At 53.8% G+C, this 26,964-nt stretch carries 24 protein-coding genes and 1 tRNA gene; 11 read left to right on the top strand and 14 right to left on the bottom strand.

Features of this window, described 5'->3' with window-relative positions:
- Window positions 1–2: 2 nt before the first annotated feature.
- Window positions 3–566 carry a TetR/AcrR family transcriptional regulator gene (locus FCN45_RS13085; RefSeq protein WP_137386183.1) on the bottom strand — a complete coding sequence of 188 codons (564 nt, stop codon included), beginning with the start codon at window positions 564–566 and terminating at the stop codon, window positions 3–5.
- Window positions 567–659: 93 nt separating this feature from the next.
- On the opposite strand from FCN45_RS13085, the gene FCN45_RS13080 reads away from it, so the two are divergent.
- The gene (locus FCN45_RS13080; RefSeq protein WP_137386182.1) at window positions 660–1,115 is read left to right on the top strand and encodes a nuclear transport factor 2 family protein; all 456 of its coding nucleotides are present in this window, start codon (window positions 660–662) and stop codon (window positions 1,113–1,115) included.
- Window positions 1,116–1,118: 3 nt separating this feature from the next.
- Here the strand turns inward: FCN45_RS13080 and FCN45_RS23630 are convergent, their stop codons facing one another.
- A complete protein-coding gene (locus FCN45_RS23630; RefSeq protein WP_168197464.1) occupies window positions 1,119–1,277 on the bottom strand; it encodes a hypothetical protein in 159 nt (52 codons plus the stop codon).
- A 402-nt stretch (window positions 1,278–1,679) separates the two neighbouring features.
- Here FCN45_RS23630 and apbE point away from each other — a divergent pair, with 402 nt between their 5' ends.
- The 3 genes from apbE (at window position 1,680) to FCN45_RS13060 (ending at window position 5,538) form a co-directional block, all read left to right on the top strand.
- Complete coding sequence (gene apbE / locus FCN45_RS13075; RefSeq protein ID WP_137386181.1) at window positions 1,680–2,717, top strand: FAD:protein FMN transferase ApbE; 1,038 nt, start codon at window positions 1,680–1,682, stop codon at window positions 2,715–2,717.
- Window positions 2,718–2,728: 11 nt separating this feature from the next.
- Window positions 2,729–3,370, top strand: coding sequence for a DNA oxidative demethylase AlkB (alkB, locus tag FCN45_RS13070; protein WP_101763679.1), 642 nt, complete (start codon window positions 2,729–2,731; stop codon window positions 3,368–3,370).
- Between the two features lie 515 nt (window positions 3,371–3,885).
- A complete protein-coding gene (locus FCN45_RS13060) occupies window positions 3,886–5,538 on the top strand; it encodes a multidrug ABC transporter permease/ATP-binding protein (RefSeq protein ID WP_137386180.1) in 1,653 nt (550 codons plus the stop codon).
- 156 nt (window positions 5,539–5,694) lie between these two features.
- Here FCN45_RS13060 and FCN45_RS13055 read toward each other — a convergent pair whose 3' ends face one another.
- Together FCN45_RS13055 and FCN45_RS13050 are read right to left on the bottom strand one after the other, a co-directional pair.
- Window positions 5,695–6,420, bottom strand: coding sequence for a 4'-phosphopantetheinyl transferase (locus FCN45_RS13055; RefSeq protein ID WP_137386179.1), 726 nt, complete (start codon window positions 6,418–6,420; stop codon window positions 5,695–5,697).
- A 77-nt stretch (window positions 6,421–6,497) separates the two neighbouring features.
- Window positions 6,498–6,701: a hypothetical protein gene (locus FCN45_RS13050; protein WP_008105079.1), complete on the bottom strand. Its 204-nt coding sequence runs from the start codon at window positions 6,699–6,701 to the stop codon at window positions 6,498–6,500.
- 291 nt (window positions 6,702–6,992) lie between these two features.
- Here FCN45_RS13050 and FCN45_RS13045 point away from each other — a divergent pair, with 291 nt between their 5' ends.
- From FCN45_RS13045 to arsC, 3 genes are read left to right on the top strand one after another with little or no spacing between them, the layout of a single operon-like run.
- The gene (locus tag FCN45_RS13045; protein WP_101763682.1) at window positions 6,993–7,313 is read left to right on the top strand and encodes a metalloregulator ArsR/SmtB family transcription factor; all 321 of its coding nucleotides are present in this window, start codon (window positions 6,993–6,995) and stop codon (window positions 7,311–7,313) included.
- Window positions 7,314–7,354: 41 nt separating this feature from the next.
- Window positions 7,355–8,644 carry an arsenic transporter gene (locus tag FCN45_RS13040; RefSeq protein WP_137386178.1) on the top strand — a complete coding sequence of 430 codons (1,290 nt, stop codon included), beginning with the start codon at window positions 7,355–7,357 and terminating at the stop codon, window positions 8,642–8,644.
- 12 nt (window positions 8,645–8,656) lie between these two features.
- Window positions 8,657–9,082 (top strand): glutaredoxin-dependent arsenate reductase, encoded by a 426-nt coding sequence (arsC, locus tag FCN45_RS13035; RefSeq protein ID WP_137386177.1) that lies wholly within the window; start codon window positions 8,657–8,659, stop codon window positions 9,080–9,082.
- 51 nt (window positions 9,083–9,133) lie between these two features.
- On the opposite strand, the gene FCN45_RS13030 is transcribed toward arsC, so the two are convergent.
- The 3 genes from FCN45_RS13030 to FCN45_RS13020 form a co-directional block, all read right to left on the bottom strand.
- A tRNA-Pro gene (locus FCN45_RS13030) sits at window positions 9,134–9,210 on the bottom strand.
- Window positions 9,211–9,280: 70 nt separating this feature from the next.
- Window positions 9,281–11,035, bottom strand: a complete 1,755-nt coding sequence (yejM, locus tag FCN45_RS13025) for an LPS biosynthesis-modulating metalloenzyme YejM (protein WP_137386176.1) — start codon at window positions 11,033–11,035, stop codon at window positions 9,281–9,283.
- Between the two features lie 22 nt (window positions 11,036–11,057).
- Complete coding sequence (locus FCN45_RS13020) at window positions 11,058–11,285, bottom strand: YejL family protein (protein WP_036648480.1); 228 nt, start codon at window positions 11,283–11,285, stop codon at window positions 11,058–11,060.
- Window positions 11,286–11,443: 158 nt separating this feature from the next.
- Here FCN45_RS13020 and yejK point away from each other — a divergent pair, with 158 nt between their 5' ends.
- Window positions 11,444–12,448, top strand: coding sequence for a nucleoid-associated protein YejK (yejK, locus tag FCN45_RS13015; RefSeq protein WP_137386175.1), 1,005 nt, complete (start codon window positions 11,444–11,446; stop codon window positions 12,446–12,448).
- Window positions 12,449–12,483: 35 nt separating this feature from the next.
- On the opposite strand, the gene FCN45_RS13010 is transcribed toward yejK, so the two are convergent.
- The 3 genes from FCN45_RS13010 to FCN45_RS13000 all read right to left on the bottom strand — a co-directional run bounded on the left by FCN45_RS13010 (window position 12,484) and on the right by FCN45_RS13000 (window position 18,683).
- The gene (locus FCN45_RS13010) at window positions 12,484–16,296 is read right to left on the bottom strand and encodes a S6 family peptidase (protein ID WP_137386174.1); all 3,813 of its coding nucleotides are present in this window, start codon (window positions 16,294–16,296) and stop codon (window positions 12,484–12,486) included.
- A gap of 216 nt (window positions 16,297–16,512) precedes the next feature.
- On the bottom strand, window positions 16,513–16,797 hold the full coding sequence (gene rplY, locus FCN45_RS13005) for a 50S ribosomal protein L25 (RefSeq protein ID WP_101763688.1): 285 nt from the start codon (window positions 16,795–16,797) through the stop codon (window positions 16,513–16,515).
- A gap of 131 nt (window positions 16,798–16,928) precedes the next feature.
- Entirely contained in the window at window positions 16,929–18,683 is a 1,755-nt protein-coding gene (locus FCN45_RS13000) for a DEAD/DEAH box helicase (RefSeq protein ID WP_137386173.1), read from the bottom strand.
- Window positions 18,684–18,849: 166 nt separating this feature from the next.
- Between FCN45_RS13000 and rsuA the strand changes: the two genes are divergently transcribed.
- The 3 genes from rsuA to FCN45_RS12985 all read left to right on the top strand — a co-directional run bounded on the left by rsuA (window position 18,850) and on the right by FCN45_RS12985 (window position 21,442).
- Window positions 18,850–19,572: a 16S rRNA pseudouridine(516) synthase RsuA gene (gene rsuA / locus FCN45_RS12995; protein WP_101763690.1), complete on the top strand. Its 723-nt coding sequence runs from the start codon at window positions 18,850–18,852 to the stop codon at window positions 19,570–19,572.
- Window positions 19,573–19,584: 12 nt separating this feature from the next.
- The gene (locus FCN45_RS12990) at window positions 19,585–20,778 is read left to right on the top strand and encodes a Bcr/CflA family multidrug efflux MFS transporter (RefSeq protein WP_137386172.1); all 1,194 of its coding nucleotides are present in this window, start codon (window positions 19,585–19,587) and stop codon (window positions 20,776–20,778) included.
- 337 nt (window positions 20,779–21,115) lie between these two features.
- A complete protein-coding gene (locus tag FCN45_RS12985; protein WP_101763692.1) occupies window positions 21,116–21,442 on the top strand; it encodes a hypothetical protein in 327 nt (108 codons plus the stop codon).
- Here the strand turns inward: FCN45_RS12985 and yejF are convergent.
- Genes yejF through FCN45_RS12965 form a run of 4 tightly spaced genes read right to left on the bottom strand, consistent with a single transcriptional unit; the run spans window position 21,436 to window position 26,958 of the window.
- On the bottom strand, window positions 21,436–23,025 hold the full coding sequence (yejF, locus tag FCN45_RS12980) for a microcin C ABC transporter ATP-binding protein YejF (RefSeq protein ID WP_137386171.1): 1,590 nt from the start codon (window positions 23,023–23,025) through the stop codon (window positions 21,436–21,438). The genes FCN45_RS12985 and yejF overlap by 7 nt on opposite strands.
- Window positions 23,026–24,048 (bottom strand): ABC transporter permease, encoded by a 1,023-nt coding sequence (locus FCN45_RS12975; RefSeq protein WP_137386170.1) that lies wholly within the window; start codon window positions 24,046–24,048, stop codon window positions 23,026–23,028.
- Window positions 24,048–25,139, bottom strand: coding sequence for a microcin C ABC transporter permease YejB (locus FCN45_RS12970; protein ID WP_137386169.1), 1,092 nt, complete (start codon window positions 25,137–25,139; stop codon window positions 24,048–24,050). Before FCN45_RS12970 ends, FCN45_RS12975 begins: the two co-directional genes overlap by 1 nt.
- Before the next feature lie 10 nt (window positions 25,140–25,149).
- A complete protein-coding gene (locus FCN45_RS12965) occupies window positions 25,150–26,958 on the bottom strand; it encodes an extracellular solute-binding protein (protein ID WP_101763696.1) in 1,809 nt (602 codons plus the stop codon).
- Between the last annotated feature and the right edge of the window lie 6 nt (window positions 26,959–26,964).

Raw genomic sequence — 26,964 nt, 5'->3', positions numbered from 1 at the left:
GGTCACGCTCCCGTTTTCAGCAGCGCATCCAGCGCGGCATGCAGCACGTCGACCACCCGTTCCGCCTCCTCGCCAATATGTACCTGCACAATCGCACCCTCAACCAGTAACACAATCTGCGCCGTTTTGACCTGCTGATCGGGCATCAACTTGTCGCTGATCGCCTGCGCCATCTCACGCTTATGTTGACGAATCAGTTCGCTGGCTTCCGCTAACGTGTCGCCCAGCTCCGCAGCGGTATTGATAAACGCACAGCCGCGATAATCGTCATCCCTGAACCAGCTCAGTAACGCCGCGGGCAGCGCATCGATCAATGCCGCATGCTGATTCAGCGCATGGCGAAACGCCAGCATCCAGCGCTGATGGCGCTGCTGTAAAAACGCCAGCACCAGCGCATTCTTCGCCGGAAAGTGACGATAGAAAGTCACTTTGGTCACGCCCGCTTGCGCAATCACCTTATCCACACCGGTGGCGCGAATGCCTTGTTGGTAAAACAGCTGCTGCGCGCACAGCAAGATACGATCGCGCGCGGAGGCGGTGGCATCAAAGATCAGAGGCTCAAGCATAAAAATTCCTGTGTTTGCATGTAGACAGAATTGTCTACATACGGCAGGATGAATCAAGTAGACAGACCTGTCTACATAATCGGGAGGAATAACATGCTGGTGCCACCGTTCAATCAACAAACCGCGTTACAGAAAGTCCGCATGGCGGAAGATGCCTGGAATAGCTGCGATGCGCAGCGTGTTTCGCGGGTGTACAGCGAAGATACGCGCTGGCGCAATCGCAGTGAATTCGTCAATGGACGCGCAGAAGTCGTGGCCTTCCTGCAGCGCAAGTGGGTGAAAGAGTTGGATTATCGACTGATCAAAGAGCTATGGGCGTGGCATGAAGATAAGCTGGCGGTGCGCTTTGCCTATGAATGGCATGATGACAGCGGTAACTGGTTTCGCAGCTATGGCAATGAGAACTGGCACTTTGGTGCCGATGGTTTGATGATTCAGCGATTCGCCTGCATCAATGATCTGCCTATCAGCGCAGATCAGCGTCTGTTCTACTGGCCAGCCGGCACGCGCCCGGACGATCATCCGGGCCTGAGTGAGTTGGGACTGTAGCGGTTATTGCATACCGCGCCATTTTTTGGCTTTGGGCGCCGGTTGCGGCGGCGGGTTGGTGATGGCGCTCAGGCTACCTTCCATCGCGACACCCGCCAGCGTAAAGGCCGAGAAGCTCAGCCAGTGCTGCCATTTACTGTTTTGTGTTTTGCTATTTTCCATTCTGCACCTCGCTGAAGTTCAACTCATCTTCAACAATGCAGCATTCATGCCAGCGCACCGCTCTCAGCGCCACGCGGCTTGCAGCGACTTTGCTACACTGCGCCAGCGCTGAAGCGGTGCAGAAGGGTGATTTTCTGGTGCAATAATTTAACGTCGGCGTGCAGGATAGTGCTGAATCAGGCGATGGCGGTACGTCTGCCAACATTTGAAACTGCCATAAATAAACAGCCCGGCGGTTACGGCAATAATCATATAAATCATCTGATGCTCCTGTAGGCATAACGTTGCAGGAACCGGTTATCCTGTGTCAGCGCTTATCGAACATCAAGCAGCTTTAGACTGCTTTACAAGCGAGTTATGCTTTGTAATTGGCTGTAGTAATGGGTTACAGATGAGGAATTGATGCGTTTTCAGAACATTCTGCTAATTAGCCTGCTGGCATTAGGACTCAGCGGTTGCGAAAAAAACAGCAGCCAACCCGCGATGGTGCTGGAAGGCAAAACCATGGGCACCGTGTGGCGCGTCAGCGTCGCCGGCGTTGATCCGCAGCGTAAAGCGGCGTTGCAACAGCTGATCCAGCAACAGCTGGATCGCGATGACGGCGAACTCTCGACGTGGAAAAGCGATTCGGTGCTGTCGCACTTTAATCAGTATCAAGGCAACGCACCGCAGCCGGTAAGCGCTGACATGGCGGACATCGTCACTGAAGCGCTGCGAATCGGGCATAAAACGTCGGGTGCGATGGATATCACCGTGGGCCCGCTGGTCAATCTGTGGGGTTTTGGCCCGACGAAGCAACCGGCGCATACCCCCAGCGAGGCAGAAATCGCCGCCGCTAAAGCGCTGACCGGTTTGCAGCATCTGCGCGTGATTCAGGGCGTTAACGGTCAATGGCTGCAGAAAGATCTGCCCGGCCTGTATGTCGATCTCTCCACCATGGGCGAAGGCTATGCCACCGATCATCTGGCGCGTCTGATGGAGCAGCAAGGCATCACTGATTATCTGGTTTCAGTGGGCGGCGCAGTATTGAGCCGTGGCGTCAATGCTAATCAGCAGCCGTGGCGCGTGGCGATCCAAAAACCCACCGATCGCGAAAACGCGGTGGAAGCGCGCGTCGATCTGCAAGGACACGGCATTAGTACCTCCGGCAGCTATCGCAACTATTATGAACTGGATGGCAAACGCATTTCGCACGTCATCGATCCGACTACCGGAAGACCGATTGAGCACAAGCTGGTGTCGGCAACGGTGATAGCCACCACCGCGCTGGAAGCGGATGGCTGGGATACCGGTTTGATGGTGCTCGGCAGCGAACGTGCTAAAGCGTTAGCGGTGAAAGAGCATCTGGCGGTCTATTTGATCAGCAAGCAGGGCGACGGTTTTACTCACTGGATGTCGCCGCAGTTTAAAACCTTCCTCATCGATCAGGCATCTCAATAAAGGAGGCGCACATGCTGGATTTATTTAGTGACGAAGCGCCGTGGCAGGAACCGCTGGCGGATGGCGCGGTGATTCTGCGGCGTCGCGCTCGCGAACAGGCCGATGCGCTGCTGGCGGCGATTCACGATATCGCCGCGAAAAATCCCTTTGCCCATCGCATCACGCCCGGTGGCCATCGCATGTCGGTGGCGATGACCAACTGTGGTGATTTTGGCTGGTCCACCGATTCGCGCGGCTATCAATATACCGAGCAAGACAGCAACAGCGGACACCATTGGCCGCCGATGCCCGCGCTGTTCCGCGAGCTGGCGCAGCAAACCGCGCACGAAGCGGGCTTTGCCGGTTTCAATCCGGATGCCTGCCTGATTAACCGCTATGAACCCGGCGCAAAACTGACGCTGCATCAGGATAAAGATGAGAAGGATCTGCGCCAGCCGATTGTGTCGGTTTCACTGGGATTGCCTGCGGTATTCCAGTTCGGCGGTTTCGAACGCGGCGACGCCACCCAGCGCGTGCTGCTGGAACATGGCGATATCGTGGTGTGGGGCGGGCCATCGCGCCTGCGTTATCACGGCATTCTGCCGCTCAAACCTGGCATTCATCCGCAGGCAGGCGCTTTCCGTTTCAACCTGACTTTCCGCCGCGCATTTTAGGCATTTTTGTGGCGGCGCAATTTATTGCGTAATACATGTTAGTTAAGCCAGTGATGAGGGCGCTGGCCGGTGCCACTTTTGGGCCGGCGGTCCTCGCGCCGCTAGCGCGGTTCCTTCACTTCGTTCGTCTGCCTGACGGACCGGCGGAGACGGGACTTCCATGTCCCGGCTCCGCCTTTCGCCCGCATCCTGCGGGCTCTCCTGGCTTCCTCGCTTCGTTCAGCGCTGCGGATTGCCGGCCCAAAAGCGGCCCCGGCCTGCTCATCAACTTCAGTGCTTATTATTGAAAAGGGCTCATTTGCCAGAGGCGCAGACGTGTCAGAGCCCGCACAGATAATGCATTTTCAAAACAAAATACCTTCTTATCTGACAAGCATTTCGCAATAAATCGCGCCGCTACCAAACGAGCGGCGAGAAACATTTTACTCAGGCAAATTTGAGATGAGAATTATTCTTGCTATCAGCCAAGGCGACATTAAACTGCAGGCTGCTTTATTGACCGCTGGAACCCTTTGATGGCATTGCTGCAAGTCGTTTTTCGCCAGTACCGCTGGCCTTTTATTGGCGTCATTCTTCTTACATTGTTAAGCGCCGTGCTTGGTATTGGTTTGATTGCCTATATCAATAATGAGCTAATCGTCGCGGTGAATACTTCGATTTCGGTGCTGCCGAGTTTCCTTGGCCAGCTGTTCCTGCTAATGGCGGTGACGCTCGGCTCCCAACTGACGCTGACTATGCTCGGCCATCACTTTGTCTGGCGGCTGCGCGGCGAATTCATCAAACGGATTCTTGATACGCGCGTGGAGCGCATCGAACAGATTGGCAATGCCCAACTGCTGGCCGGTCTCACCAGCGATGTGCGCGCCATCACCATCGCCTTCGTGCGTTTACCCGAGCTGATTCAGGGCATCATTATTACGCTCGGTTCGGCGCTTTATCTCGCCTGGCTTTCGCCAAAAATGCTGCTGATCACCTGCCTGTGGCTGGTGGTGACGCTGGTTGGCGGTTGGCTGCTGGTATCACGCGTTTATCAGCACATGGCTAAGCTGCGTGAAATCGAAGATGACCTGTATCGCGATTTCCAGACCATTATCGAAGGGCGTAAAGAGCTGCAGCTTAACCGCGAACGTGCGCAGCTTATTTACGACAGCGTTTATCAGGAGAATGCCAAAAGCTATCGCCACCACATCGTGCGCGCCGATACCTTCCACCTCAGCGCGGTGAACTGGTCGAATATCATGATGCTCGGCGCGATTGGCATCGTGTTCTTTATGGCGAACGGGCTGGGCTGGGCAAATACGGCGGTGGCGGCAACTTATTCGCTGACGCTGCTGTTCCTGCGCACACCGCTGTTGGCGGCGGTCGGCGCCTTGCCGACGCTGCTCAGCGCGCAGGTGGCGTTTCGCAAGCTCAACAGGTTTGAACTGGCGCCCTATGAAGAAACGTTCAAGGCGCTGCCAAAAGTCAGCGACTGGCAAACGCTGGAGCTGCGCGACGTCTGCTTCCACTACGGCGAGCACGGATTCCAGGTTGGGCCGATCAATTTGACGCTACGCCGCGGCGAGCTGGTGTTCCTGATTGGCGGCAACGGCAGCGGAAAATCGACGCTGGCGATGCTGCTCACCGGCCTCTATCAGCCGCAATCGGGCAGTTTGCTGCTGGATGGCAAGGTGGTGGATTGGCAAAACCTCGATGCTTATCGCAAACATTTCTCGGCGGTGTTTACTGACGTGCATCTGTTTGATCGCCTCATCGGCGATCAAGGGCAGCCAGCCAATCCTGCGCTGGTGCAGCAGTGGCTGGAGCGTCTGAAGATGCAGGACAAGCTCAAGCTGGAAGGCAACAGAGTGCTCAATCTGCAACTGTCGAAAGGGCAGAGCAAACGTCTGGCGCTGCTGCTGGCAGCCGCCGAAGAGCGCGATATTCTGTTGCTCGACGAATGGGCGGCGGATCAGGATCCGCATTTCCGTCGCATCTTCTATCGTGAGCTGCTGCCATGGTTACAGGAATCGGGTAAAACGGTGTTCGCTATTAGTCATGACGATCACTACTTTATTCACGCCGATCGCTTGCTGGAGATGCGCGAAGGTCAACTAAGTGAGTTAACCGGTAACGAACGCGAGATGGCAACGCTGGATGCGGTGCAACGTACCGATACCGGCCATTAACGCCAGCCGGGAAAGCTTAGCAAAAACCCTTATTGGGCAAGAAGTTGCGGAGTGAGTAAAGTCACTCCCAGCAGAAATCCTCGTTTCTGCGTCCCTGGAACACTTTTCTGTCGTCTTGTGTTGTCACCGGCTCAGGTTTATTTCTGAGCCGGTTTTTTATTTTGTCGGGAGTGGATGCGTCAGCAGCGTAATCACGCGATCTCCAGCCAGCCAAAAACGCGCCTGCAGCAGCGCTTTGGTGGTGAAATACTCATCAAAATCCTGACACAACCGCAGCGTTGCACGGCCTTGCTGCACGTCCAGTTCCAGCACTTCCGCCTGAAGAAAATCCATTGGCTGATGCAATTGCGGCCACAGCGCTTTGTACACACTCTCTTTCAATGAAAACAGCAGTGTAGCGGCCTGGGCAAAGGGCATAGGCCGCGCCAGCAGGCGCTGTTTTTCCGCCGGGCTCATCAACATCCCAGCGGTTTCATCGGCGGTTTCCTCCGCCATAATCTGCTCAACATCCACACCCACGCACAGTGGCTCGCGCGTCGCAGCCATCACCGCAACGCTGTGCGTATGCGACAGCGACGCCTGAATGCCGGCGGGCCACAACGGTGAACGATCGGGCGCATTACACAACACAAAGTGCGGTAAACCGAAGTGCGCAAAGTTTTGCTGCACCAGCCAGCGACTCGCCAGATGCTCGGCTTTGCGTTTCGTCACCGCGCTCTGTAGCGACGCGGGCAGCGGCAGTTGCCACGCCTGATGTAATTCAGCATGCCAGTGATGTTGATCGAATTCGCACCAGGCGATCGGCAATGTATCCAGCGAAATGCCAGCAGCGCGGATAAACGGGGAAGAGGGCAGAGCAAGCGGCGTTTGAGAGGCGAACATAAAAAATCACGGCTGACGGAAAACGTAGTTTTACCAGCCAGCCGGATGGAGAGCAAGCCAAAGGGGCTCGCCCACTTTTAGTTATTTGGCGGAATAGCCATGCCTTTAATCTGCACCACGAAGTGCTGATGGCCTTTGGTGATGCGCGCACCGCGATCGCACCAGCGCGAGGCGAGACGGAAGAAATCGTCGCTGCCGATATCGTAAGCCAGTTCAACTTTATTGATACCCGAGTGCAGGAGTTCTTCCGCATCCTGCAGGTTTTTTGCTTTGATGACCATAATGGTTTCCATCGAAAAAACAGGAGCCCTAAGAGTAAGAGAAGTCTGTGACAGTTTTGTTTCAATTTGATGAAGCGCTGTCATATTTATCCAGAAATGTGATCTGGCTCGGGTTGGGTTGCATTCAGTAAGTTACTGATTAAAAGCCAATAATCAGCAATTCTTTGGCGATAATCTGAGAATGCTTTACTGCATGAAAGACATATGAAATCGCCAGGCTTTAAATTCTGCCTTTACTTCTAATATATATGAATTAGCATATGTGTTAGATTTTTACCGGAATCTGGCCCAATGCTTCCTGTTCAACTTTTCAAACTGCTTGCCGACGAAACGCGTACGACCATCGTTTTATTATTACGAGAGGCCGGAGAGTTGTGTGTCTGCGATCTCTGCACCGTTACCCAACAATCACAGCCAAAAATTTCGCGCCACATTGCCTTGCTGCGCGATGCTGAGCTGATTCTGGATCGACGTGAAGGCAAGTGGATACACTATCGTCTTTCTCCGCATATGCCGGCCTGGGCTGCATCGATTATCGATACGGCCTGGAATAGCCAACGTGAGGAAGTGCGTGAGTCGCTGAAGAACGCCGCTGCTACGGGTTGTGAATAATCGTTAAACACATTCGATTATTCGAATGCATTGGAGGCGTGATGTTTCTGGCAGGCGCAATATTTGTTTTGACCATCGTGTTTGTCATCTGGCAGCCGCGCGGCCTGAGCATTGGCTGGACAGCAACGATAGGGGCTTTACTGGCGCTGGTGACCGGCGTTATCCAGTTAAACGATATTCCCGCGGTGTGGCATATCGTCTGGAATGCGACAGCGGCTTTTATCGCCGTCATTATCATCAGCCTATTGCTGGACGAATCCGGTTTTTTTGAGTGGTGCGCTTTGCACGTAGCGCGCTGGGGGAGTGGGCGAGGGCGGCTGCTTTTCACCTATATCGTGTTGCTCGGTGCATGCGTTGCCGCGCTTTTCGCCAATGATGGTGCGGCTCTGATATTGACGCCGATCGTCATCGCAATGCTGCTGGCACTGGGCTTTAGTAAAGGTGCAACGCTGGCTTTTGTCATGGCAGCAGGATTTATCGCCGATACCGCGAGTTTGCCGCTGATCGTATCCAATCTGGTTAACATCGTTTCCGCAGATTTCTTCAAATTGGGATTCAACGCTTACGCGGCGGTGATGGTTCCGGTTGATATTGCCGCTATTATCACCACGCTGATAGTGCTGCACCCTTTCTTTCGCAAAGACATTCCCGCCAGCTATGAGGTTTCACGCCTCAAACTACCAGCTGAAGCCATAAAAGATCCCGCTACCTTTAAAGCCGGTTGGCTGGTGCTGTTGTTGCTATTGGTGGGATTTTTCCTGCTGGAGCCGCTGGGCATTCCAGTCAGTGCTATCGCCGCACTGGGCGCGTTAATTCTGTTTATCGTTGCCAAAAGAGGTCAGGCGATTAACACCGGTAAAGTGTTACGCGGCGCGCCCTGGCAGATCGTGATTTTTTCACTCGGCATGTACCTGGTAGTTTATGGCCTTAAAAATGCCGGGCTGACGCAACATCTCACTGACTTACTCAACCTCATTGCCAGCCACGGCTTATGGGCCGCCACCTTGGGTACCGGTTTGGTGACGGCGCTGCTTTCTTCAGTAATGAATAATATGCCAACGGTGCTGATTGGTGCGCTGTCGATTGATGCCAGCAGTGCGCAGGGCGTGATAAAGGAAGCGATGATTTATGCCAATGTTATTGGTTGCGACCTGGGGCCAAAAATTACGCCGATTGGCAGTCTCGCCACGTTGCTATGGCTGCACGTACTCGACCAGAAGAACATCAACATTAGCTGGGGTTATTACTTCCGCGTGGGTGCCGTGATGACATTGCCCGTGCTGCTCGTCACCCTTAGCGCGCTGGCCCTGCGCCTGACGTTGTCCCATTAAGAAGAGAGCACCATGACTGACATCACCATTTATCACAATCCCGCTTGCGGCACATCGCGCAACACGCTGGCGTTAATACGCAATAGCGGCGTTGAACCTACCGTTATTCTTTATCTTGAGACGCCGCCAAATCGTGAGCAACTTAAGGCGTTGATTAGCGCGATGGGGATCGATGCGCGCGCTTTATTACGCAACAATGTCGAACCCTACGAAAAATTGGGTTTGGCTGAAGAGCGTTTAAGTGATGATCAACTCATTGAGGCGATGTTGAATTATCCCATCCTGATTAACCGCCCGATTGTTGTCTCCCCGCTGGGAACGCGTTTGTGCCGGCCTTCAGAAGCCGTGCTCGATATTCTTCCCGATGCGCAGCAGGGCGCATTCAGCAAGGAGGATGGTGAGAAGGTGATAGATCAGCAGGGTAATCGAATCGTTTAGACCGAATTAGAAACAATAAAAAAGCAGCCATAAGGCTGCTTTTTTGGATTTTGGTCGGCACGAGAGGATTTGAACCTCCGACCCCGGACACCCCATGACCGTGCGCTACCAGGCTGCGCTACGTGCCGAACGTGGAAGAATATTACTGTTTCTACGCACGATTGCAATATGAGCAGCATTTAACTGCCTCATAATTAATCAGTTTGCGACGAAACGCTTCTCTTCCGTCAGCACCTGCAGCAACAACGCCAGCTGCGGTTTATGATCTTTCAGTTTGTTACCCTGTGCATCGTAAGCGCTGTAGCTGCCATTGTTATTCAGCACCAGCGTCACGGTTGGCGTGGTCACTACCAGCTTGCCATCTTCGCTGCTCGCCACCCAATCGTGGCTGCGTTGTGCGGCAAACAGATCTTCACCCTGCGAGAAGTTAGCGGGATTAGTGCGCACGTGCAGCAGGCGCTGCATCAGCGTGGTCATCACATCCTGCTGATCGGTCAGACGATCGATGGTTTGCGCTGGCGTATTCGGCCAATGCACCACCAGCGGCACCTGTAACGTCGCACGGTTACCCGGATTGTCATCGTTGCTATCCAGATTGATCGCACGCTGCGCCGTGATCACCACCACGGTATTTTTCAGCAAATCGCGATCCTGCAAGGTTTGCAGCACCGCCTTAATCTGCTCGTCGACACCGCTTGCCTGACGCGTATAGCTACGCTGGCGCGTCTTGACATTGTCGCCATTGACCGTCACACCGTTAAGGGCAATCCACGAGAACCACGGCGCATTGTTTGATTTGTGGCCATTGAGCCAGTTCTGCCACTGCGTCACCGTGGTGCTATTCGGTTGGGTATCGGCCTGCGGCAGCGAGTAATCGGCTAACAAAGCCTGACGATACAGCGGTTGGCTGAAGCCGTCCGATGAGAACAAGCCAAACTGATAGCCTTGCGCGTTCAGCGCATTCAGCAGCACGGAAGGCGTACGCGACGCTAACACGCCATCCATATAGCTGGAAGAGATGCCGTAGAACAGGCCAAATAACCCTTTTTCCGGCTGTAGCCCTGCGCTGAAGTGCTGGGTGAAGCGCACGTTCTCACTGGCGAATTGATGAAGCGACGGCAGCGCTTTTTCCACCGTGGCATTGTTCAGACCATCAACAGTTAGCACCAGCAGATTGTGGCGCGTACCGCCATCGCGGAAGGTAATGTCACTCAGTGGATACTGCACTGACAACGCTTCCGGATCACCCTGTTGCACCAGACGGCGCTGATACTCTTGCGCATCCAGCAAACCGTGACGCTCAAGGAAGCGACGCGCGGTCATTGGATAGGAGAGCGGCAGGTTGGCGCGCTGCATGGTAATTGGGCGATAGAAATTGGCATCGGCCCAGATATAGAGCAGATGACTGGCGAAGAAGGCGCTGATAAACAGCGCAGCCAGCGGCTTACCGAACGAGCGCCGATTAAGGCTGCGCAGCTTTTGCCAGCTCCAGGTCGCGAACAGCATTTCGACGAGGAAAATCAGCGGCACGCTGATAAACATCAGCTGCCAGTCGCGCGCCATCTCGCTTTGATCAGGGTTTATCACCAGCTCCCACACCACCGGATTGAGGTGCAAGTGGAAGCGGCTGAACACCGCGCTGTCGACCATAATCAGCGTCAGTCCGGCGGTGGCGACAATCGCCGACAACACCCTAAGCAATCGCTGTGACATCACCACGAAAGTGAGCGGGAAGATGATGAGCAGATAACCGGCGAAGACGATGAAACTGAAATGACCGATCCAGCTGGTATAGGCATAGATACGTCCCGCGAGTGACGCGGGCCAGTCGGCGACCAACAGGTAGCGGCTGCCTAAAATTAACGCGAAGATAATATTAAACAGGGCAAACCAATGCCCCCAGCTAATCATCTGGGAGACTTTTTCACGGTAGCGCTGCCGGTTGGTTACCATATTATGAGGTCAAATCTGCATATTAATGAGCGTTATCATCGCGTACGGATGACTGCAACGCATCCGCGAAAGATCGAGCCAGTGTGCGGCGTTGAGCCGGTGAAACGCTGGTATTGATTAAGTTAGTTACCATGTTACCCAATACCATCAGGGAAAGGTCGGTTGGCGCTTTGTCTTTTTCAAGAATCTGCGCCATCTCTGCGAGGAGCTTTTCCACGCGTTCGTCACTGTAACGGGATGATTGTGGCATATCGTCGTCTAATCAAGGGTGAAAAGGCGGTATATTACCGTAACAACGCATTTTTTTCCGCAATTTTATCGCAAGCAGAGCGATCAGTTTGTGCTGGCAGTTGAAAGCGGCTGCGGGCGGTGTTTGAATACGCGCCTGAGCTAAAAGGAGAGTCTACCATGAGTCTGGATATCGACCAGATTGCCCTGCATCAGTTAGTTAAACGTGATGAAAACCAGCTTGAACTGGTACTGCGCGACACCTTGCTGCCTGCAACCCGCGCGGTTGAAGAGATGGCAGAAGAGTTGCACCGGGTTTATAGCGCCAAAAGCAAAGCTTACGGCCTGTTTAACGAAGATAGCGAACTGGCCGATGCGTTGCGTAACTGCCGCAAAGGGGAAGATGACTTTCTGGCGTTTAGCCGTGCGGCAACCGGACGTTTGCGTGATGAACTGAGCAAATATCCGTTTGCGGAAGGCGGCGTGGTGCTGTTTTTGCACTATCGCTATCTGGCCGTGGAATATTTGCTGATTGCGGTTCTCAACAGCCAGTCGAGCATGCGCGTTAACGAGCAGCTGGATATCAGCAGCACCCATTATCTTAATATCAATCATGCGGATATTGTGGCGCGTATCGATCTCACCGAGTGGGAAACTAACCCGGAATCCACCCGTTATCTGACCTTCCTGCGCGGTCGCGTGGGGCGTAAAGTAGCGGATTTCTTCATGGATTTCCTTGGCGCTAGCGTCGGTCTGGACACCAAAGCGCAAAACCGTGGGCTGCTGCAAGCGGTTGATGATTACTGCGCCGAATCGGATCTCGATAAAAACGAGCGTCAGAACTATCGTCAGCAGGTTTACAGCTACTGTAACGATCAGCTGCAGGCCGGCGAAGAGATTGCGCTGCACGATCTCTCCAGTGAATTACCGCCGCTGGGAGAAAAAACGTTTCAGGCCTTCACCCAGGAGCAAGGTTACGAGCTGGAAGAGACCTTCCCAGCGGATCGTAGCACCTTGCGCCAGTTGACCAAGTTTGCGGGTAGCGGCGGCGGATTAACCCTGAACTTTGATGCCATGCTGCTCGGCGAGCGTATCTTCTGGGATCCCACCACCGACACGCTGACCATTAAAGGCACGCCACCGAATTTGCGCGATCAGCTGCAACGCCGCACCAGCAGTAAATGAAAAAAGCCGGGTCACCAAAGTGCCCGGCTTTTCTATCAGAACGAATAGTTTATGCCACTGCTGATGAGGGAATCGGTGCGGAACTTGCCACCAAAGCTATGCTTCGCGCCAATATTCGCTGACCAGTTGTCGCTGATTTTCCCTTCTAAACCCAGATGAACCCGATAACGATCGTCGTCCAGCGCGCCATAAACGCGTCGGCTGTGGCGATCCTCAAGGGTTAGTGAAGAGCCAGAACGGCCCGGTGAAAATTGTTTTTCAACGGTGGCGCTGAATCGCACGCGTGGCAGCAGCGTACCGAGCCCCTGTTTGCTGACTTCAATACCCGGCGCGAGTCCCCACGGCATGGCTGAACTCAGGGCAATGCTGGCCTCTCTGCTTTCCAGCGTGTAACCCGGTAAATAGCCTGCGCTGGCTTTCAGGTAAGGCGATAGCGTGAAAGACGCATCCAGCAGAGGGTAGGATTTACCCCATTTTGCACTGCCTGCCAGCATATGGCTGGTTTTTGAGGTGCTTTTTACTCCCAATACCGGGTCAAGGTGAATGTCCTGACGCAGATGCAGGTAGCTGGCAGCAAGATCCATAAACCATCCTTCATCGCTCATTCCGCTTGCATACAGGCCCAGAGTGCTCAGTTTATGGCTAATGCTGGCTTCGTCCCCGGCATTTCCCTGGCTGTAACTGGCGGTCACGCCATAAAGCCAGGCATCCGCTTGCGCATCGGCGCCGATCTCTAGCCTGCTGTCTTTTAACGTTACGCTATCCATTCTGCCGCGATTTTGGCTGAGGCTGGCCCATGCGCCGCTATTTTCATGGTTACCGCGCAGGAGCTGAGCGCGATCGGTCAGCATATTGCTGATTTCACTGAACAGGTAGTGGCGCGAAGCGAGCAGGGCGCGAGTACTCTGCACCAGCGGCTGATTATCAATGACCTCAAACCAGTCTTCTGCAGTACCCGGATTTGGCGTGATCTTGGGCTCAGGTTTCACTTCTGGTTCAGGCTTAACTTCCGGTTCGGGCGTAATGTCGGGTTCGGGATGAGTCTCCGGATCGGGGTCGATTACCTGATCGGGTGGTAACACCGGATCCGGCGTTTTGGCAATGATCCATTTCACGCGACCATTCTCTTCCACAACCTGATAATCAGCGGTATAGAGCGAGAACCCGCGTTTGACCGGAGGTAGCGTGAAATAGTCGTGCGCGGTTCCGGCGGGCGCGTTCACCAGCACGATCTCTTTCGCGATGCGGTTGGGGAAGGTTTCACCCAGCATAAAACCAAGATCGAGGGTGTTGCTGCCGCCCTGCACGCTGGACCCAATGTATAAACTGTCGCTGATGGCGGACTGTGGCGCGATGCCGAAACCAAGCTGCAGATGATTTGCCGTCAGATGTTCCACAGAGAGCAGCTTCGGCGTCCAGGCCATTTCATCTGCAGAAAGAAGCGAGATGATACCGCCTTTACCTGCATCCATCCGATGCAAGCGGCTGTTACCATTCATATTCCAGAATGTTTCACTGCTCAGGGTGACTCTCGCTGAGTGACTGTCGTTGATGTGGCCGTGATAATCGACTTTGCCAAGATAAAGCAATGCGTTATCGCCCAGCGTGATATTGCCCTCAACCGAGCTGGCGGGAAGGAAACGCAACTCTTCCGCGTTTCGCTGTGCAACTTTGCAGCTGCCCTTAGTGCTTTGCACCGGCGAGGTGCAGCGTAAAATTTGCTGCTCATCAGCAGCGTCGGGATGGTAGCCAAGGATAACCTGGCTGTTGTCGCCCGCCTGGATATCGGCTTTAACCTGCGCGTATTCACCGACCTGTAAACGTGCATTGTCATTGACTACAATGTTATTGGCGGTGAAAGAGGAAGTGTACCAATCGTTGTCAATGATCAGGCCGCCGGCATGAGGAACGGGTTGCCCGGACAGCAGAAGAGTCCCCTTATTGACGCTGATATTTCCATTTAAATGGATATTACCGGTCAGTGCGAAATTTGTATTTCCACTCTCCGGAGATAAATTCACATCTAATGCACCATTATTTTTATCCGACGAGCGCGTGCCAATGTCTCCGCGGAAAACTAAATCATTTAACTGCGATAGTCGATAATCGACGGCTTGAACCAGATCATATCCCAGATACTTCCAGTCTTCATTGTCCTGCTGATTTGTGGGGAAGTACCAATACTTCTCTTTTTTTAATTGAAAATACTCTTTACGTTGCGTTCTCGAATTATAATATTCATAAATATCACCAATATTACCAATGTCGACACTGCTCCAGGTGTTAATGTTGATATCGCTACGTGAGTACCCTGTAAGCGTTAGACTGGCCGAGGTTAACTCACTCTGATTGATCACTGCCGCACCGCTATCCGTGTGATTAATCTTTCGCATTATGAGATTATTACCATTAAGATCCAATGTCCCCCCACGATAACCAAAATAAATGTTATCAGGATTAACCTGGTCTTCGCTCGCTAAAATAACGGTAGGCCGACCGCTCGCTAAATACAGTCGAGAAAATGCCTGGCGATTTCCTTGCGCATCTTTTTGTTGATCCAGAATAACGGTGCCATCGCCGATATTCAGTCCGCCTTCATTGACACCTGTAGCATTAATATGTAAGACGCCACCGCCAATTTTGTGTAAATCATCATCTTTGAGTCCATTCACTTGCCAGATGACTTTTTTCCCTTCATCGATTTCAACGCCGCCGCCCACCCAGGTTGCGCCCACATTCTCTGCAGATTTCAGTGTGTAGTTATTAGAAAACTGTAGTTTTCCTGCTCCCAGATTGACAGCCTCATTAAGAATAATGTCTCCGCCTGTGCCGTTAAAGCGAATATCTTTGGTTGCATCAAGTTCAATAAGGCTGGCTTTGCCTGGCGCCAAATGACGATATGTGTTGTCTAAACCTTGCCAACCCCAGTTTTTACTACCCTGAACCAGCTTATCTGCATTCCAGTAAATTGGGCCATTATTCGCAAAATCAGTGACATCGGGAGAGATATTGTTGGCAATAATCCCATTGAAATATTCTTCATTAAAACGTGTTGAGATAACTTTGCGACCATAAGGCGTTGCGCTACCATAACCACCATAATGAACACCAGCGAGTTTCCATTTTTTATCAACATTGTCGTAGACGTAAATAGGGCTGCCACTGTCACCGCCGCCGGTTGATATTGATAAAGCGGATGAATATTGATGGCCAGGTTCATATTGAATCCAATAGAAATCGTCATTTTTTTCTTTGTTGAAGGTAATGGTGTCAATATTAATTTTTCCACCCGCTAACCATTTATAGGCACTGGCCAGGAACTCTTTCTCAGTTAGATCATTCGAGATCTGTGTCATTTCACCAGCACCCGCGCGCACATAAGCAATATACCGAGAGCCATGTCCTTTCAGAAGCTCACTACGTTCCACATAATCTATTGGCGCGACTTCGGTTACAACTTTGTTTAACCGTGGCAGGATATTATCCTGGACGGCGGATTGATTGCGGTTAATAAAAAGATAACGGGTGGAATAAGCAGACGGACCGCCAAAAGAAACGCTACCCAAAGCGGTTACGTGCCGTGTGGTGGTGACATAGGATGGATTAATCAATGTGGCAAACCCGCGACGAGATACACTGCTAAGGTCGGGCATGGCAAAATCAAGATAACCACTCAGCTCGCCATCTTTCTTAAAAATGGGAATGTTGCTTAAGCCGACACGATATTTACCCATATTCTCGGCAAAATCACGGTATTCTTGCACGTTAATGTCATGACGCATTACGCCCGCATAGCCAGAAAATGAGATGAGTATGATGCCATACCCCAAGGCAGGTATTTTTTTCACTTGAAGTCCTTGCAGACAAATTCTGGAGAAATGTTAAAACGGCATTCTCCATGGTTTGTGCAAGCTTCATGGTAAAGAACAGTCTCAAATAAACGAAGGCAGAGAGAAATGAAAGACAGGGGTTTTTCGGAAGGGAAGATATCGGGTTATTTTTTATGCCTAAAATAAAAGGGCCGGTTTCGCAACCGGCCCTTCTACCTTCAACTCATTCAGCGATTAAGCGCGAACGAAGTCGATGTGGAACAGTTTTGGCTTGAACGGATGACGCTGTACCGCCTGAGCTTTAACTTTAACTTCTTTGCCATCAACCGCGATGGTCAGCACTTCGCTGTAGAACTCAGGTTTAACCTGTACGTTCATCACTGCATCGTGGTCGAGTTCGATAGCAATTGGTGCTTCATTTCCGCCATAGATGATGGCTGGGAATTTGTTTGCTACACGCAGGCGGCGGCTCGCACCCTTACCCTGGTCTTTACGTACTTCAGCGTTAATAGTGAACATTTGATGTCTCTTCAATAGTTCCTGCTACAGGCGACCCAGCAACAGGACGGTTATTCAAACTGCTTTTACGGATGCAAAAGCGGGCGGCATTATAGCCCCAATGATGCTGCAGGGGCAAATGATTCCGCCGCTTAACGCAGCTCATTGGCACGGCGATAACGGCCCTGATAATCAAACATTTTTTCGCGGATCTGCCAGAAATGGCCTTTTGCGCGTGCCACCACAAAGTCCGGATGACGCAATAAAGGCTGTAAGGCGATGACATCCGCTGCGGTTTGCCAGCCAAGTTCCACGCCCGGCGCGCGCTGATGCGGGCGCATAAACAGCTGCTCAAAGGCTTTACGTTGTGCCGGCGTTTGCAGGCGAAAACGCTCGCTGACGCTGGTGCCATCTTCATCGAAATAGGTGGCTTTCAGCCATTCGCCTTTATCATCGCGTCCTTGCTCCAGCGTCATGCCGGCGCAGCGCAACACGCGCGCATCTTTCAGTTTCAGCGCCGCTTTCAACATGTCATCCGGGTCGACCAGAATTTTGTCGCATTGATGGCAGCGCCGCGCGGCGATGTCATTCTCGGCGCCGCAATCCGGGCAGCTTTTGAAGCGAAAGCGATAATCACACTGTTCGCGCTCGCCTTCATCATCTTCCAGCACGCCCTGACAGCGGCGGCCAAAATGCTCGATGATGTGTCCATCTTCGGTAGTTTTGCCCCAGAAGGTATTGGCGAAACCGCAGGCGGGACAAAACACCTGCACCGGCTGATTGTCGCTGGCCCCTTTCGGCGCGCCGACTTCGGGGGTGAAAAGATCGTGTGGATTACCGGCGTAATCCAGCACCAGACAATCGGTTTTGCCGGGTGACAAGCGTAAACCGCGACCGACGATCTGCTGGTAGAGGCTGACGGATTCGGTAGGGCGCAAAATGGCGATCAAATCCACGTGGGGCGCGTCAAAGCCAGTGGTCAGAACGGCAACATTGACCAGAAACTTCAGCTGCTGCGCTTTAAATGCACCAATCAAGCGGTCACGATCCTTTACTGCCGTTTCCGCCGAGACCAGCGCGCTGTTTTCAGGCAGCAGCGTGAGGATTTCACGGGCATGTTCCACGGTGGAGGCAAACACCATCACGCCACGGCGATCTTCAGCAAACTCAATAATCTGGCGAATAATATGCGGCGTTACGCGATGCTGTTGTTTCAGCTCGCGGTTGAGATCGGCTTCGCTAAACAGGCCATTATTTTGCGGGATCAGGCGGCTGAAATCGTACTGCACCACCGGCATATCTAAGCGCTCCGGCGGCACCAGAAAGCCGTGTTTGATCATATAGCGCAGCGGCAGCTCATAAATGCAATCGCGGAACAGTGCTTTCTCATCGCCGCGCACCATGCCGTGATAGTGGAATTGGTAGATCCAGCCTTTGCCGAGTCGGAAGGGCGTGGCGGTCAAACCCAACAGGCGCAACTGCGGATTGTGCTGCCGCAGGTGGGCGAACAGCAGCTGATACTGGCTCTCTTCGTTATCGCTGATGCGGTGACACTCATCAACGATCACCAGTGAAAAGGCGCTATCGAAGCGGTTGAGATTGCGTGCTACCGACTGCACGCTGCCAAACACCACTTTGCTTTCGCTCTGTTTGCGCTGCAAACCCGCGGCGAAGATGTCTGCTTCAAGTCCATAAGCCTGATATTTGCTGTGATTCTGCTCCACCAGCTCTTTGACGTGGGCCAGCACCAATACCCGTCCACGCGCCAGCCGCGCCAGTTCAGCAATCACCAGACTCTTACCCGCACCGGTCGGCAGCACAATCACCGCAGGCGTGGTATGGCGACGAAAGTGGTTGAGGGTGGCGTCAACCGCCTCTTGTTGGTATGGGCGCAGGGTGAATGACATCGGGGCAAACTTTTTTCTGGAACGGACGCGCATTATGCCATGAAAGCCAGTTAAACGCAGGTTCACTACTGTTAGCACTCTAAGGATCAAGCTATACTGCCCACACTTTCTTAACGGACAAAAACACCGTTTCAGTTTCCCCCGCAGTAACAGGCAAAGCGAATTCATGCGACTCGAAAAATTCATATCTCAGCAACTGGAAGTTAGCCGTGCTATCGCCGGACGCGAAATCCGCGCCAAAAAAGTCACCATTAACGGCGAAGTTGTGCGCGATGCGGCATACAAAGTACAGCCAGACGACGAAGTCGAATACGATGGCAATCCGCTGGTGGTGCAGCAAGGACCGCGCTATTTCATGCTGAATAAGCCGCAGGGTTACGTCTGCTCAACCGACGATCCCGATCATCCCACCGTGCTGTTCTTTATCGAAGAACCCGCGGCGTTCAAGCTGCATGCGGCGGGCCGTCTGGATATCGACACCACTGGTTTGGTGCTGCTGACCGACGATGGCCAATGGTCACACCGCATTACCTCACCGAAGCATCACCTGGAAAAAACCTATCTGGTGGAAGTGGAGGAGCCAATCGATCCTGTCCTGGTTGAGAAGTTCGCTGCGGGTGTACAGCTGCACAATGAAAAAGAGCTCACCAAGCCGGCCGTGCTAGAGATTCTCGATGAGAAAGCCGCCCGTTTGACTATCAGCGAAGGGCGTTACCATCAGGTCAAACGCATGTTTGCGGCGATGGGTAACCATGTCTCAGCGCTGCATCGCGAACGTATTGGTGACATCGAGCTGGATGAAGATCTCGGCGAAGGTGAATATCGTGAACTGACCCAGCAAGAGGTCGACAGCATCGGCCTGCCAGAAGAACTCAAACAACGTAAATAGCGGGAGAACGCGGTGCGCAAGGAAAAGAATTCACCGGTCGGTTTAGTGGTCATCCTCGGATTGCTGGCAATGCTGATGCCGCTCTCTATCGATATGTATCTGCCGGCCATGCCGCAAATCGCCCATGAGTTTGCGGTTTCAGCGGGCAGTGTGCAGATGACGCTCAACCTTTACATCCTCGGTTTCGCCATTGGCCAGTTAGTTTATGGTCCACTGGCAGACAGCTACGGACGTAAACCGGTGATTGTGCTGGGAACGCTAATTTTTGCCTGCGCCGCCGCGGCTTGCGCGCTGTCACAAACCATCGATCAGCTGATCTTTATGCGCTTCCTGCACGGCTTATCGGCCGCCGCTGCCAGCGTGGTGATCAACGCCTTGATGCGCGACACCTACTCGAAAGAGGACTTCTCGCGCATGATGTCATTCGTGATGCTGGTGACCACCATCGCGCCGCTGCTGGCACCGATTATCGGTGGCTGGCTGCTGTTGCTGTGGAACTGGCACGCCATTTTCTGGACGCTGGCGGGCGCTGCGCTGATCACCACGGTTCTGGTGGTGACGCAAATTCGTGAAACGCTTAAGCCCGAACAGCGCCAGCGCTTTCATCTGCGGACCACGCTGGGCAACTTTGTGGCGCTGGTGCGCCACAAGCGCGCCTTCAGTTACATGCTGGCAAGCGGTTTCTCCTTTGCCGGATTATTCACCTTCCTCAACGCCGGTCCGTTTGTCTACATCGAAGTGAACCACGTTTCCCCGCAGAACTTTGGCTATTACTTTGGCCTGAACGTGGTGTTCCTGTTCGTGATGACGTTGATCAACAGCCGCGCCGTGCGCCGTTTTGGTCCGGTGAAAATGTTCCGCATGGGATTGTTGATTCAGTTCGCGATGGGCGTTTGGCTGCTGATTTCCAGCGCGCTGGATTTAGGCTTCTTGTCGCTGGTGTTTGGCGTGGCGATGTTTATTGGCTGCGTCTCGACGGTGTCGTCGAATGCGATGGCGGTGATTCTGGATGAGTTTCCGCATATGGCGGGCACCGCTTCCTCGCTGGCGGGAACGCTGCGTTTTGGTGTCGGTGCTTTAGTCGGCGCGCTGCTCTCATTAGTCAGCATTAACAGCGCCTGGCCGATGGTTGCCACCATTGCGCTGTGCGCCACAATTTCGATTGTGCTGTTCACCTATGCTTCGCGGCCTCAACAGCCGGCGTGACATCCCCAGGGTCGTCATAAATGGCGACCTGACCTCTCTTAATTCTTCTCCCTCACTCGCTAATCCCCATTCATTCGTTATGCTTAATGTTTCCATTATGTGAAAATTTAGAGATAAAAAAGTAACGATAATGCGTCTAAAATGATTGTTAACCGCAGCCGAACACGGTAAACATAGGCATAAATGTGAGAAGCCTCGCAAATTGTAAATTGGCTACACGCTTTGTGCTTAAAACGAGAAGGCAGACTGAATTGGTATTCTGAGCTAACCAAGTTGGGATTCACCACGTTGTGCCGTCGTCGTGAATAAAGTTAACGTCTCTGGGGGCCGTATAACTATGCTGCAACTTTCCGTTGTGCATCGCTTGCCACAACATTATCGCTGGTCGCTGGAACATGCGGGTGAAATTGTGCGTCAGGAAGCAGCGAATGGCGTGCATGCCGAAGATTTAGTGGTGCTGCGCCTGCTGAGTCATGATGGTCATCCGGCGCTGGAAATCCTGCACCAGCTGAAGGAAACGCTGGCGCAGATTCAGGTCGAGTGCAAAATCGCCGAGTGTGAAGGGCAGCCTTGCCTGCTGATTCAACGTGATGACGAAAGTGCGACCAACTGCTGCCTGAAAAATCAAGGTGTCGCTATCGCCGAAACCTTTGATGGTCACTGACTTAGGTCTTTTCCCTGCGCAGACGCCAGTAGCTGCCGCGTGTAATCGGCTGCTGGTGCGTTAAACAGCGTTTCGCAATCACCTTGCTCCACCACTTCACCCTGACGCAGCACAATCAGCTGATGACAGAGCGCGCGCACCACCTGCAAATCATGGCTGATAAACAGATAGGCGAGCTGATGCTGCTGCTGCAAACGGCGCAGTAAGGTGAGAATTTGCTTCTGCACCGAGCGGTCCAGCGACGAGGTGGGTTCATCCAGCACAATCAGCTGCGGCTCCAGGATCAACGCGCGGGCGATCGCGATGCGCTGGCGCTGACCGCCTGAAAACTCCGCCGGATAGCGCGAGCGGCTGTCGGCATCGAGTCCCACTTCCTGCATCACCGCAATCACTTTGGCTTCCTGCTCCGCACTGCTCAGTTCCGGGCGATGCACCGCTAAACCCTCCGCAATCACCTGTTGCAACGTCATGCGCGGATTGAGCGACGAATTGGGATCCTGAAACACCACCTGAATGCGCTGGCGCAGCGGCAATAACTGCTTTGGCGACAGCTGATGCAGCGGCTGATTCTCGAACCAGATTTCACCGCGCGCGCTAATTAAACGCAGCAGCGCCAGGCCCGTTGTACTTTTGCCCGAACCCGATTCGCCCACCAGTCCGAGGCTTTCGCCACGCCGCAGGGTAAAGCTAAGATCCTTCAGCGCCATCTTCTCTGCCACGGTGCGACGCAGCAATCCCCGCCGGATCGGGAAACCAACCTGCAGGTTTTTCACCTGCAACAGCGGTTGCGCATCCAGCAGCGGCACCGGTTCGCCATCCGGCTCGGCGGCGATCAGTTCGCGCGTATAGGGCTGCTGCGGCTGGCTGAACAGCATATCGCAGCGATTATGTTCCACAGCACGGCCATTGCGCATCACCGTGACGCTGTGCGCCAGCTGACGCACGATATTGAGGTTATGGGTGATGAACAGCATGCCCATGTTGAGTTCACGCTGCAGTTCGCGCAGCAGTTGCAGAATTTGCGCCTGCACCGTCACATCCAGTGCTGTGGTCGGTTCATCGGCGATCAGCAGCTTCGGCTGGGTTAGCAGCGCCATGGCGATCATCACGCGCTGTCGCTCACCACCAGAAAGCTGGTGCGGAAAATCCTGCAAGCGCGATGCCGCATGGCGAATGCCGACGCGATCCAGGCAGCTCAGCATTTCGCCACGTGCGGCTTCGCGCCGCATGCCGCGATGCACCGACAGCACTTCATACAGCTGCTTCTCCACGTTATGCAGTGGATTGAGCGACACCATCGGTTCCTGAAAAATCATTGCCATCTGGTTGCCACGCAGCCCGCGCAGGGTGCGTTCGCTGGCTTGCAAAATATCCTGGCCGTTAAACAAGATTTCGCCTTGCGGATAGTTGACCGGCGGCTGCGGCAATAAGCGCATGATCGACAGCGCAGTCACGCTTTTACCTGAACCGGATTCGCCCACCAGCGCCAGCGTTTCGCCGGCATCAATCTGCAGCGAAATGTCTTCTACCACGCGGCGATCCTGAAAGGCCACCGCCAGATGATTCACCGTTAACAGGCTCATTTAGCGTCCTCGGCTCGGGTCAAAGGCATCGCGTACCGCTTCGCCGATAAATATCAGTAACGACAGCAGCAGGGCGAGGGCAAAGAAGCCCGCCAATCCCAGCCACGGCGCCTGTAAATTGTTTTTGCCCTGTAACAGCAGCTCGCCAAGCGAGGGCGATCCCACCGGCAAACCAAAACCCAGGAAGTCCAGCGAAGTTAGCGTGGTGATTGAGCCGCACAGGATAAATGGCAAAAACGTCAGCGTGGCGACCATGGCGTTGGGCAGCATGTGGCGCAGCATAATGCGGCTATCGCTGACGCCGAGCGCGCGCGCCGCACGGATATAATCGTAGTTACGTGCGCGCAGGAATTCGGCGCGCACCACGCTTACCAGGCTCATCCAGCCAAACACCACTGTCACCAGCAGCAGCCACCAGAAGCCGGGCTGAATCACGCTGGAGAGCAGAATCAGCAGGAACAGCGATGGCATGCCGGACCACACCTCAATCAGGCGTTGACCCACCAAATCGATGCGGCCGCCAAAGTAGCCTTGCACCGCGCCAACCACGATGCCAATCACGCTGGAGAACAGCGTCAGCATGATGCCGAACAGCAATGAGATGCGCGTGCCATACAGCAAGCGTGCCAGCACATCGCCACCGTTAGCATCGGTGCCGAGCCAGTTTTGTGTGGAAGGTGGCGAAGGGAAGGGCACATCGGTGGCGAAGTTGATGGTGCTGTCGCTGAAGCGAATCGGTGCCCAGATCGCCCAACCTTGTTGATCGATGCGCTGCTTCAGCCAGGGATCCTGATAATCGGCAGGCGTAGAGAAATCACCGCCGTAATCACTTTCGCTGTAGTTGAACAGCAGCGGCGCATACCAGCGCTGCTGATAATGCACCAGCAGCGGTTTGTCGTTAGCCAGCAGCTCAGCGCCCAGTGACAGAACAAAAATGATCAGGAAAATCCACAGCGACCAGTAACCGCGTCGGTTATGGCGAAAACGCTGCCAGCGCTGCTGGTTAACCGGAGATAAGCGCATCAGCGTCCCTCAAAATCAATGCGCGGATCGACCAGCGTGTAGGTCAGATCGCTAAGAATATTCATCAGCAGGCCAATCAGGGTGAAGATATAGAGCGTGCCAAACATCACCGGATAGTCGCGCTGAATAGTGGCGTCATAGCCGAGCAGGCCCAAACCATTGAGTGAGAACATCACCTCTATCAACACCGAGCTGGTGAAAAACATGCTGATAAAGGTGGCGGGGAAACCGGCGATCACCAGCAGCATGGCGTTGCGGAACACGTGGCCGTACAGCACGCGCTTCTCATCCAGCCCTTTGGCGCGCGCGGTGACCACATATTGTTTGCGGATCTCATCAAGGAACGAGTTTTTAGTCAGCATGGTCAGCGTGGCGAAACCGCCAATCACCGTAGCCAGCACCGGCAGCGTGATGTGCCACAGGTAATCGCTGATTTTGCTGTACCACGGCAGCGCATCAAACTGCGGTGACGTCAGGCCGCGCAGCGGGAACCAGTCGAAATAGCTGCCGCCAGCGAACAGCACAATCAGCATGATGCCGAACAGGAAGGCCGGGATCGAATAGCCAATGATGATAAAAGTGCTGCTCCAGATGTCGAAAGCGCTGCCGTTACGCACCGCTTTTTTGATGCCCAGCGGAATCGACACCAGATAAATGATCAAGGTGCTCCACAATCCCAGGCTGATGGAGACCGGCAAACTCTCTTTGATCAGCTGCAGCACCGATGCGCTGCGGAACAGGCTATCGCCGAAATCAAAACGAATATAGTTCCACAGCATTTCACCGTAACGCTGCAGCAGCGGTTTATCGAAACCATAGCGATGCTTAATTTCCGCGATCACTTCCGGATCGAGTCCGCGAGCGCCGCGATATTGGCTGTCGCCGGGATTGTCACGCATCAGCGCACCGCGCGCGCCGCTGTCGCCGCCGCCTGAGCCAGGAATGCCGGTGCTGTGACCAAACTGCACGTTGGCTAACGCCTGATCCACCGGGCCACCCGGCGCAATCTGCACAATAAAGAAGTTCAGGGTGATGATCGCCCAAAGTGTCGGGATGATCAGCAGTAACCTGCGAAGAAAATAGGCTGCCAAACCGTGCTCCTCAGCGTCGATTGGCCGGCAATCGCCCGGCTTTGTTCACATCGTACCACCAGTTTTCCAGACCGGTAGCAAACGCGGGTTTAATCTCGGGATGGGAAAACTTGTCCCAATACGCCATGCGATCTTCCGCGCTGTACCACATCGGAATCATGTAGGCATTCCACAGCAGGATGCGATCCAGCGCCTGGCCGAGCGGCAGCAGCGCTTTCTCATCGCCCTGATGCTCAACGATCTGCTGCACAAAATGGTCGACGATGGGATCTTTCACGCGCGGCCTGTTCCAGGAAGAGTCAATAAATTGAGATTGCCAAATCGTTTGCAAGCTGGTCGAGGGCCATGGCATGGCGTAATAGAGCGATGGGATCATGTCGTAGTCGCCTTCGCGCATACGGCGGAGATATTGCGAGCTGTCAATCTGGCGCAGCGAGACCTGGATGCCAAGCCGTTGCAAGCTGTGCTGGAACGGCAACGCCCAGTCGTTTTGCGTACCGCTGCGCATCAGTAATTCGAAACGGAACGGCTGGCCGGATTTCACATTCACCAATTGCTGATTTCTGATTTCCCAACCCGCCGCTTTCAGCAAGTTCATGGCTTGCAACAGGTTGCCGCGATCGAAACCGCTGCCGTCAGAACGTGGCGGGGCATACTCATTGTTGAACACTTCGGGCGGCAGCTGCGCTTTGTAGGGCGCCAGCAGGATCAACTGCTCGGCTTTGGGATAGCCAAGCGCTGCATATTCAGTGTTCTGGAAATAGCTGCGCGTGCGTTTATAAGCGCCATAGAACAAGGCTTTGTTCATCCACTCGAAATCGAACGCCAGCGTGATGGCTTCACGTACGCGACGATCGGCGAACAGCGGTTTTTCGTTGTTAAATGCCAGCCATTGCGTGTCGGTGGAAACGGTGTTGGGAATGGTCGATTTGACGATGGCGTGACTGTCAAAGTTGCGACCGCGATATTGTGTCGCCCATTTCTTCGCTGAACTCTCTTCGCGCAAATCGTAAGCGCCGGCTTTAAAGGCCTCAAACGCCACGTTGTCATCAAGATAATAGTCATAACGCAAAGTATCGAAGTTAAAACGCCCGCGATTCACTGGCAGATTGGCGGCCCAGTAATCTTTCACCCGGCTGTACTGGATAAACTGACCCGATTTATAGGAGGTGACGCGATAAGGCCCGCTGGCCAGCGGCGGATAACCAATCGGCTCGTTAAACTTTTTGTTTTGCCAGAATTTTTCCGGGATGACCGGCAGCGTTAGCCAGCTGAGAATCCGATCTTTGTCCGGTTTCGGCATGTCGATACGCACGGTGAGACGGTTTAGCGCTTTCACTTGCACGTCACGAAACGCCACGCGGAACTGCGGCACACCTTCCGTCATGAATTTCTGGAAGGTGAAAGCCACATCCTGCGCGGTAATCGGTGTTCCGTCCTGAAACTGTGCATGAGGATTGATCGACACTTCCATCCAGCGATAGTCGTCGGGATAGCGCGCTGATTCCGCGATCAGCGGATAGTAGCTGCCAGGTTCATCATCGGAGGTGGTAAACAAGCCGTCATACAGCGTATCGGTACCGATGCCGGGATTGCCGCGCGAGGCGAAACGATTGAAGTTGTCGTAGGTGCCCACCACCGCCAGCGTGATTTTGCCGCCTTTGGGCGCGGCGGGATTGGCGTAATCGTAGTGAGTGAAATTCACCGCATATTTCGGCTCGCCCAGCTTAGCGAAGGCATAGCTTTCATTGATGGTGGCGGCATGCAGCGGCGCAGTGGCGCTACAAATGAACAACGCTGTGACAAGACGCAGCAGCATAAGTGG

It is taken from the genome of Pantoea sp. SO10 (genome assembly GCF_005281435.1).
Lineage (GTDB): Bacteria > Pseudomonadota > Gammaproteobacteria > Enterobacterales > Enterobacteriaceae > Pantoea > Pantoea leporis.
This window is presented reverse-complemented; position numbering and strand designations above follow the sequence as displayed.

Bases quoted from the DNA above. Each gene is read 5' to 3' on its own strand.
- FCN45_RS12985 (WP_101763692.1), top strand. From the start codon at position 21,116: ATGCTGCAACTTTCCGTTGTGCATCGCTTGCCACAACATTATCGCTGG.
- apbE (WP_137386181.1), top strand. From the start codon at position 1,680: ATGCGTTTTCAGAACATTCTGCTAATTAGCCTGCTGGCATTAGGACTC.
- yejM (WP_137386176.1), bottom strand. From the start codon at position 11,035: ATGGTAACCAACCGGCAGCGCTACCGTGAAAAAGTCTCCCAGATGATT.
- FCN45_RS12975 (WP_137386170.1), bottom strand. From the start codon at position 24,048: ATGCGCTTATCTCCGGTTAACCAGCAGCGCTGGCAGCGTTTTCGCCAT.
- FCN45_RS13000 (WP_137386173.1), bottom strand. From the start codon at position 18,683: ATGTCATTCACCCTGCGCCCATACCAACAAGAGGCGGTTGACGCCACC.
- FCN45_RS13040 (WP_137386178.1), top strand. From the start codon at position 7,355: ATGTTTCTGGCAGGCGCAATATTTGTTTTGACCATCGTGTTTGTCATC.
- FCN45_RS12965 (WP_101763696.1), bottom strand. From the start codon at position 26,958: ATGCTGCTGCGTCTTGTCACAGCGTTGTTCATTTGTAGCGCCACTGCG.
- alkB (WP_101763679.1), top strand. From the start codon at position 2,729: ATGCTGGATTTATTTAGTGACGAAGCGCCGTGGCAGGAACCGCTGGCG.
- rsuA (WP_101763690.1), top strand. From the start codon at position 18,850: ATGCGACTCGAAAAATTCATATCTCAGCAACTGGAAGTTAGCCGTGCT.
- FCN45_RS23630 (WP_168197464.1), bottom strand. From the start codon at position 1,277: ATGGAAAATAGCAAAACACAAAACAGTAAATGGCAGCACTGGCTGAGC.
- FCN45_RS13060 (WP_137386180.1), top strand. From the start codon at position 3,886: ATGGCATTGCTGCAAGTCGTTTTTCGCCAGTACCGCTGGCCTTTTATT.
- FCN45_RS13045 (WP_101763682.1), top strand. From the start codon at position 6,993: ATGCTTCCTGTTCAACTTTTCAAACTGCTTGCCGACGAAACGCGTACG.
- arsC (WP_137386177.1), top strand. From the start codon at position 8,657: ATGACTGACATCACCATTTATCACAATCCCGCTTGCGGCACATCGCGC.
- rplY (WP_101763688.1), bottom strand. From the start codon at position 16,797: ATGTTCACTATTAACGCTGAAGTACGTAAAGACCAGGGTAAGGGTGCG.
- yejK (WP_137386175.1), top strand. From the start codon at position 11,444: ATGAGTCTGGATATCGACCAGATTGCCCTGCATCAGTTAGTTAAACGT.
- FCN45_RS13020 (WP_036648480.1), bottom strand. From the start codon at position 11,285: ATGCCACAATCATCCCGTTACAGTGACGAACGCGTGGAAAAGCTCCTC.
- FCN45_RS13050 (WP_008105079.1), bottom strand. From the start codon at position 6,701: ATGGTCATCAAAGCAAAAAACCTGCAGGATGCGGAAGAACTCCTGCAC.
- FCN45_RS13080 (WP_137386182.1), top strand. From the start codon at position 660: ATGCTGGTGCCACCGTTCAATCAACAAACCGCGTTACAGAAAGTCCGC.
- FCN45_RS13055 (WP_137386179.1), bottom strand. From the start codon at position 6,420: ATGTTCGCCTCTCAAACGCCGCTTGCTCTGCCCTCTTCCCCGTTTATC.
- FCN45_RS13085 (WP_137386183.1), bottom strand. From the start codon at position 566: ATGCTTGAGCCTCTGATCTTTGATGCCACCGCCTCCGCGCGCGATCGT.
- yejF (WP_137386171.1), bottom strand. From the start codon at position 23,025: ATGAGCCTGTTAACGGTGAATCATCTGGCGGTGGCCTTTCAGGATCGC.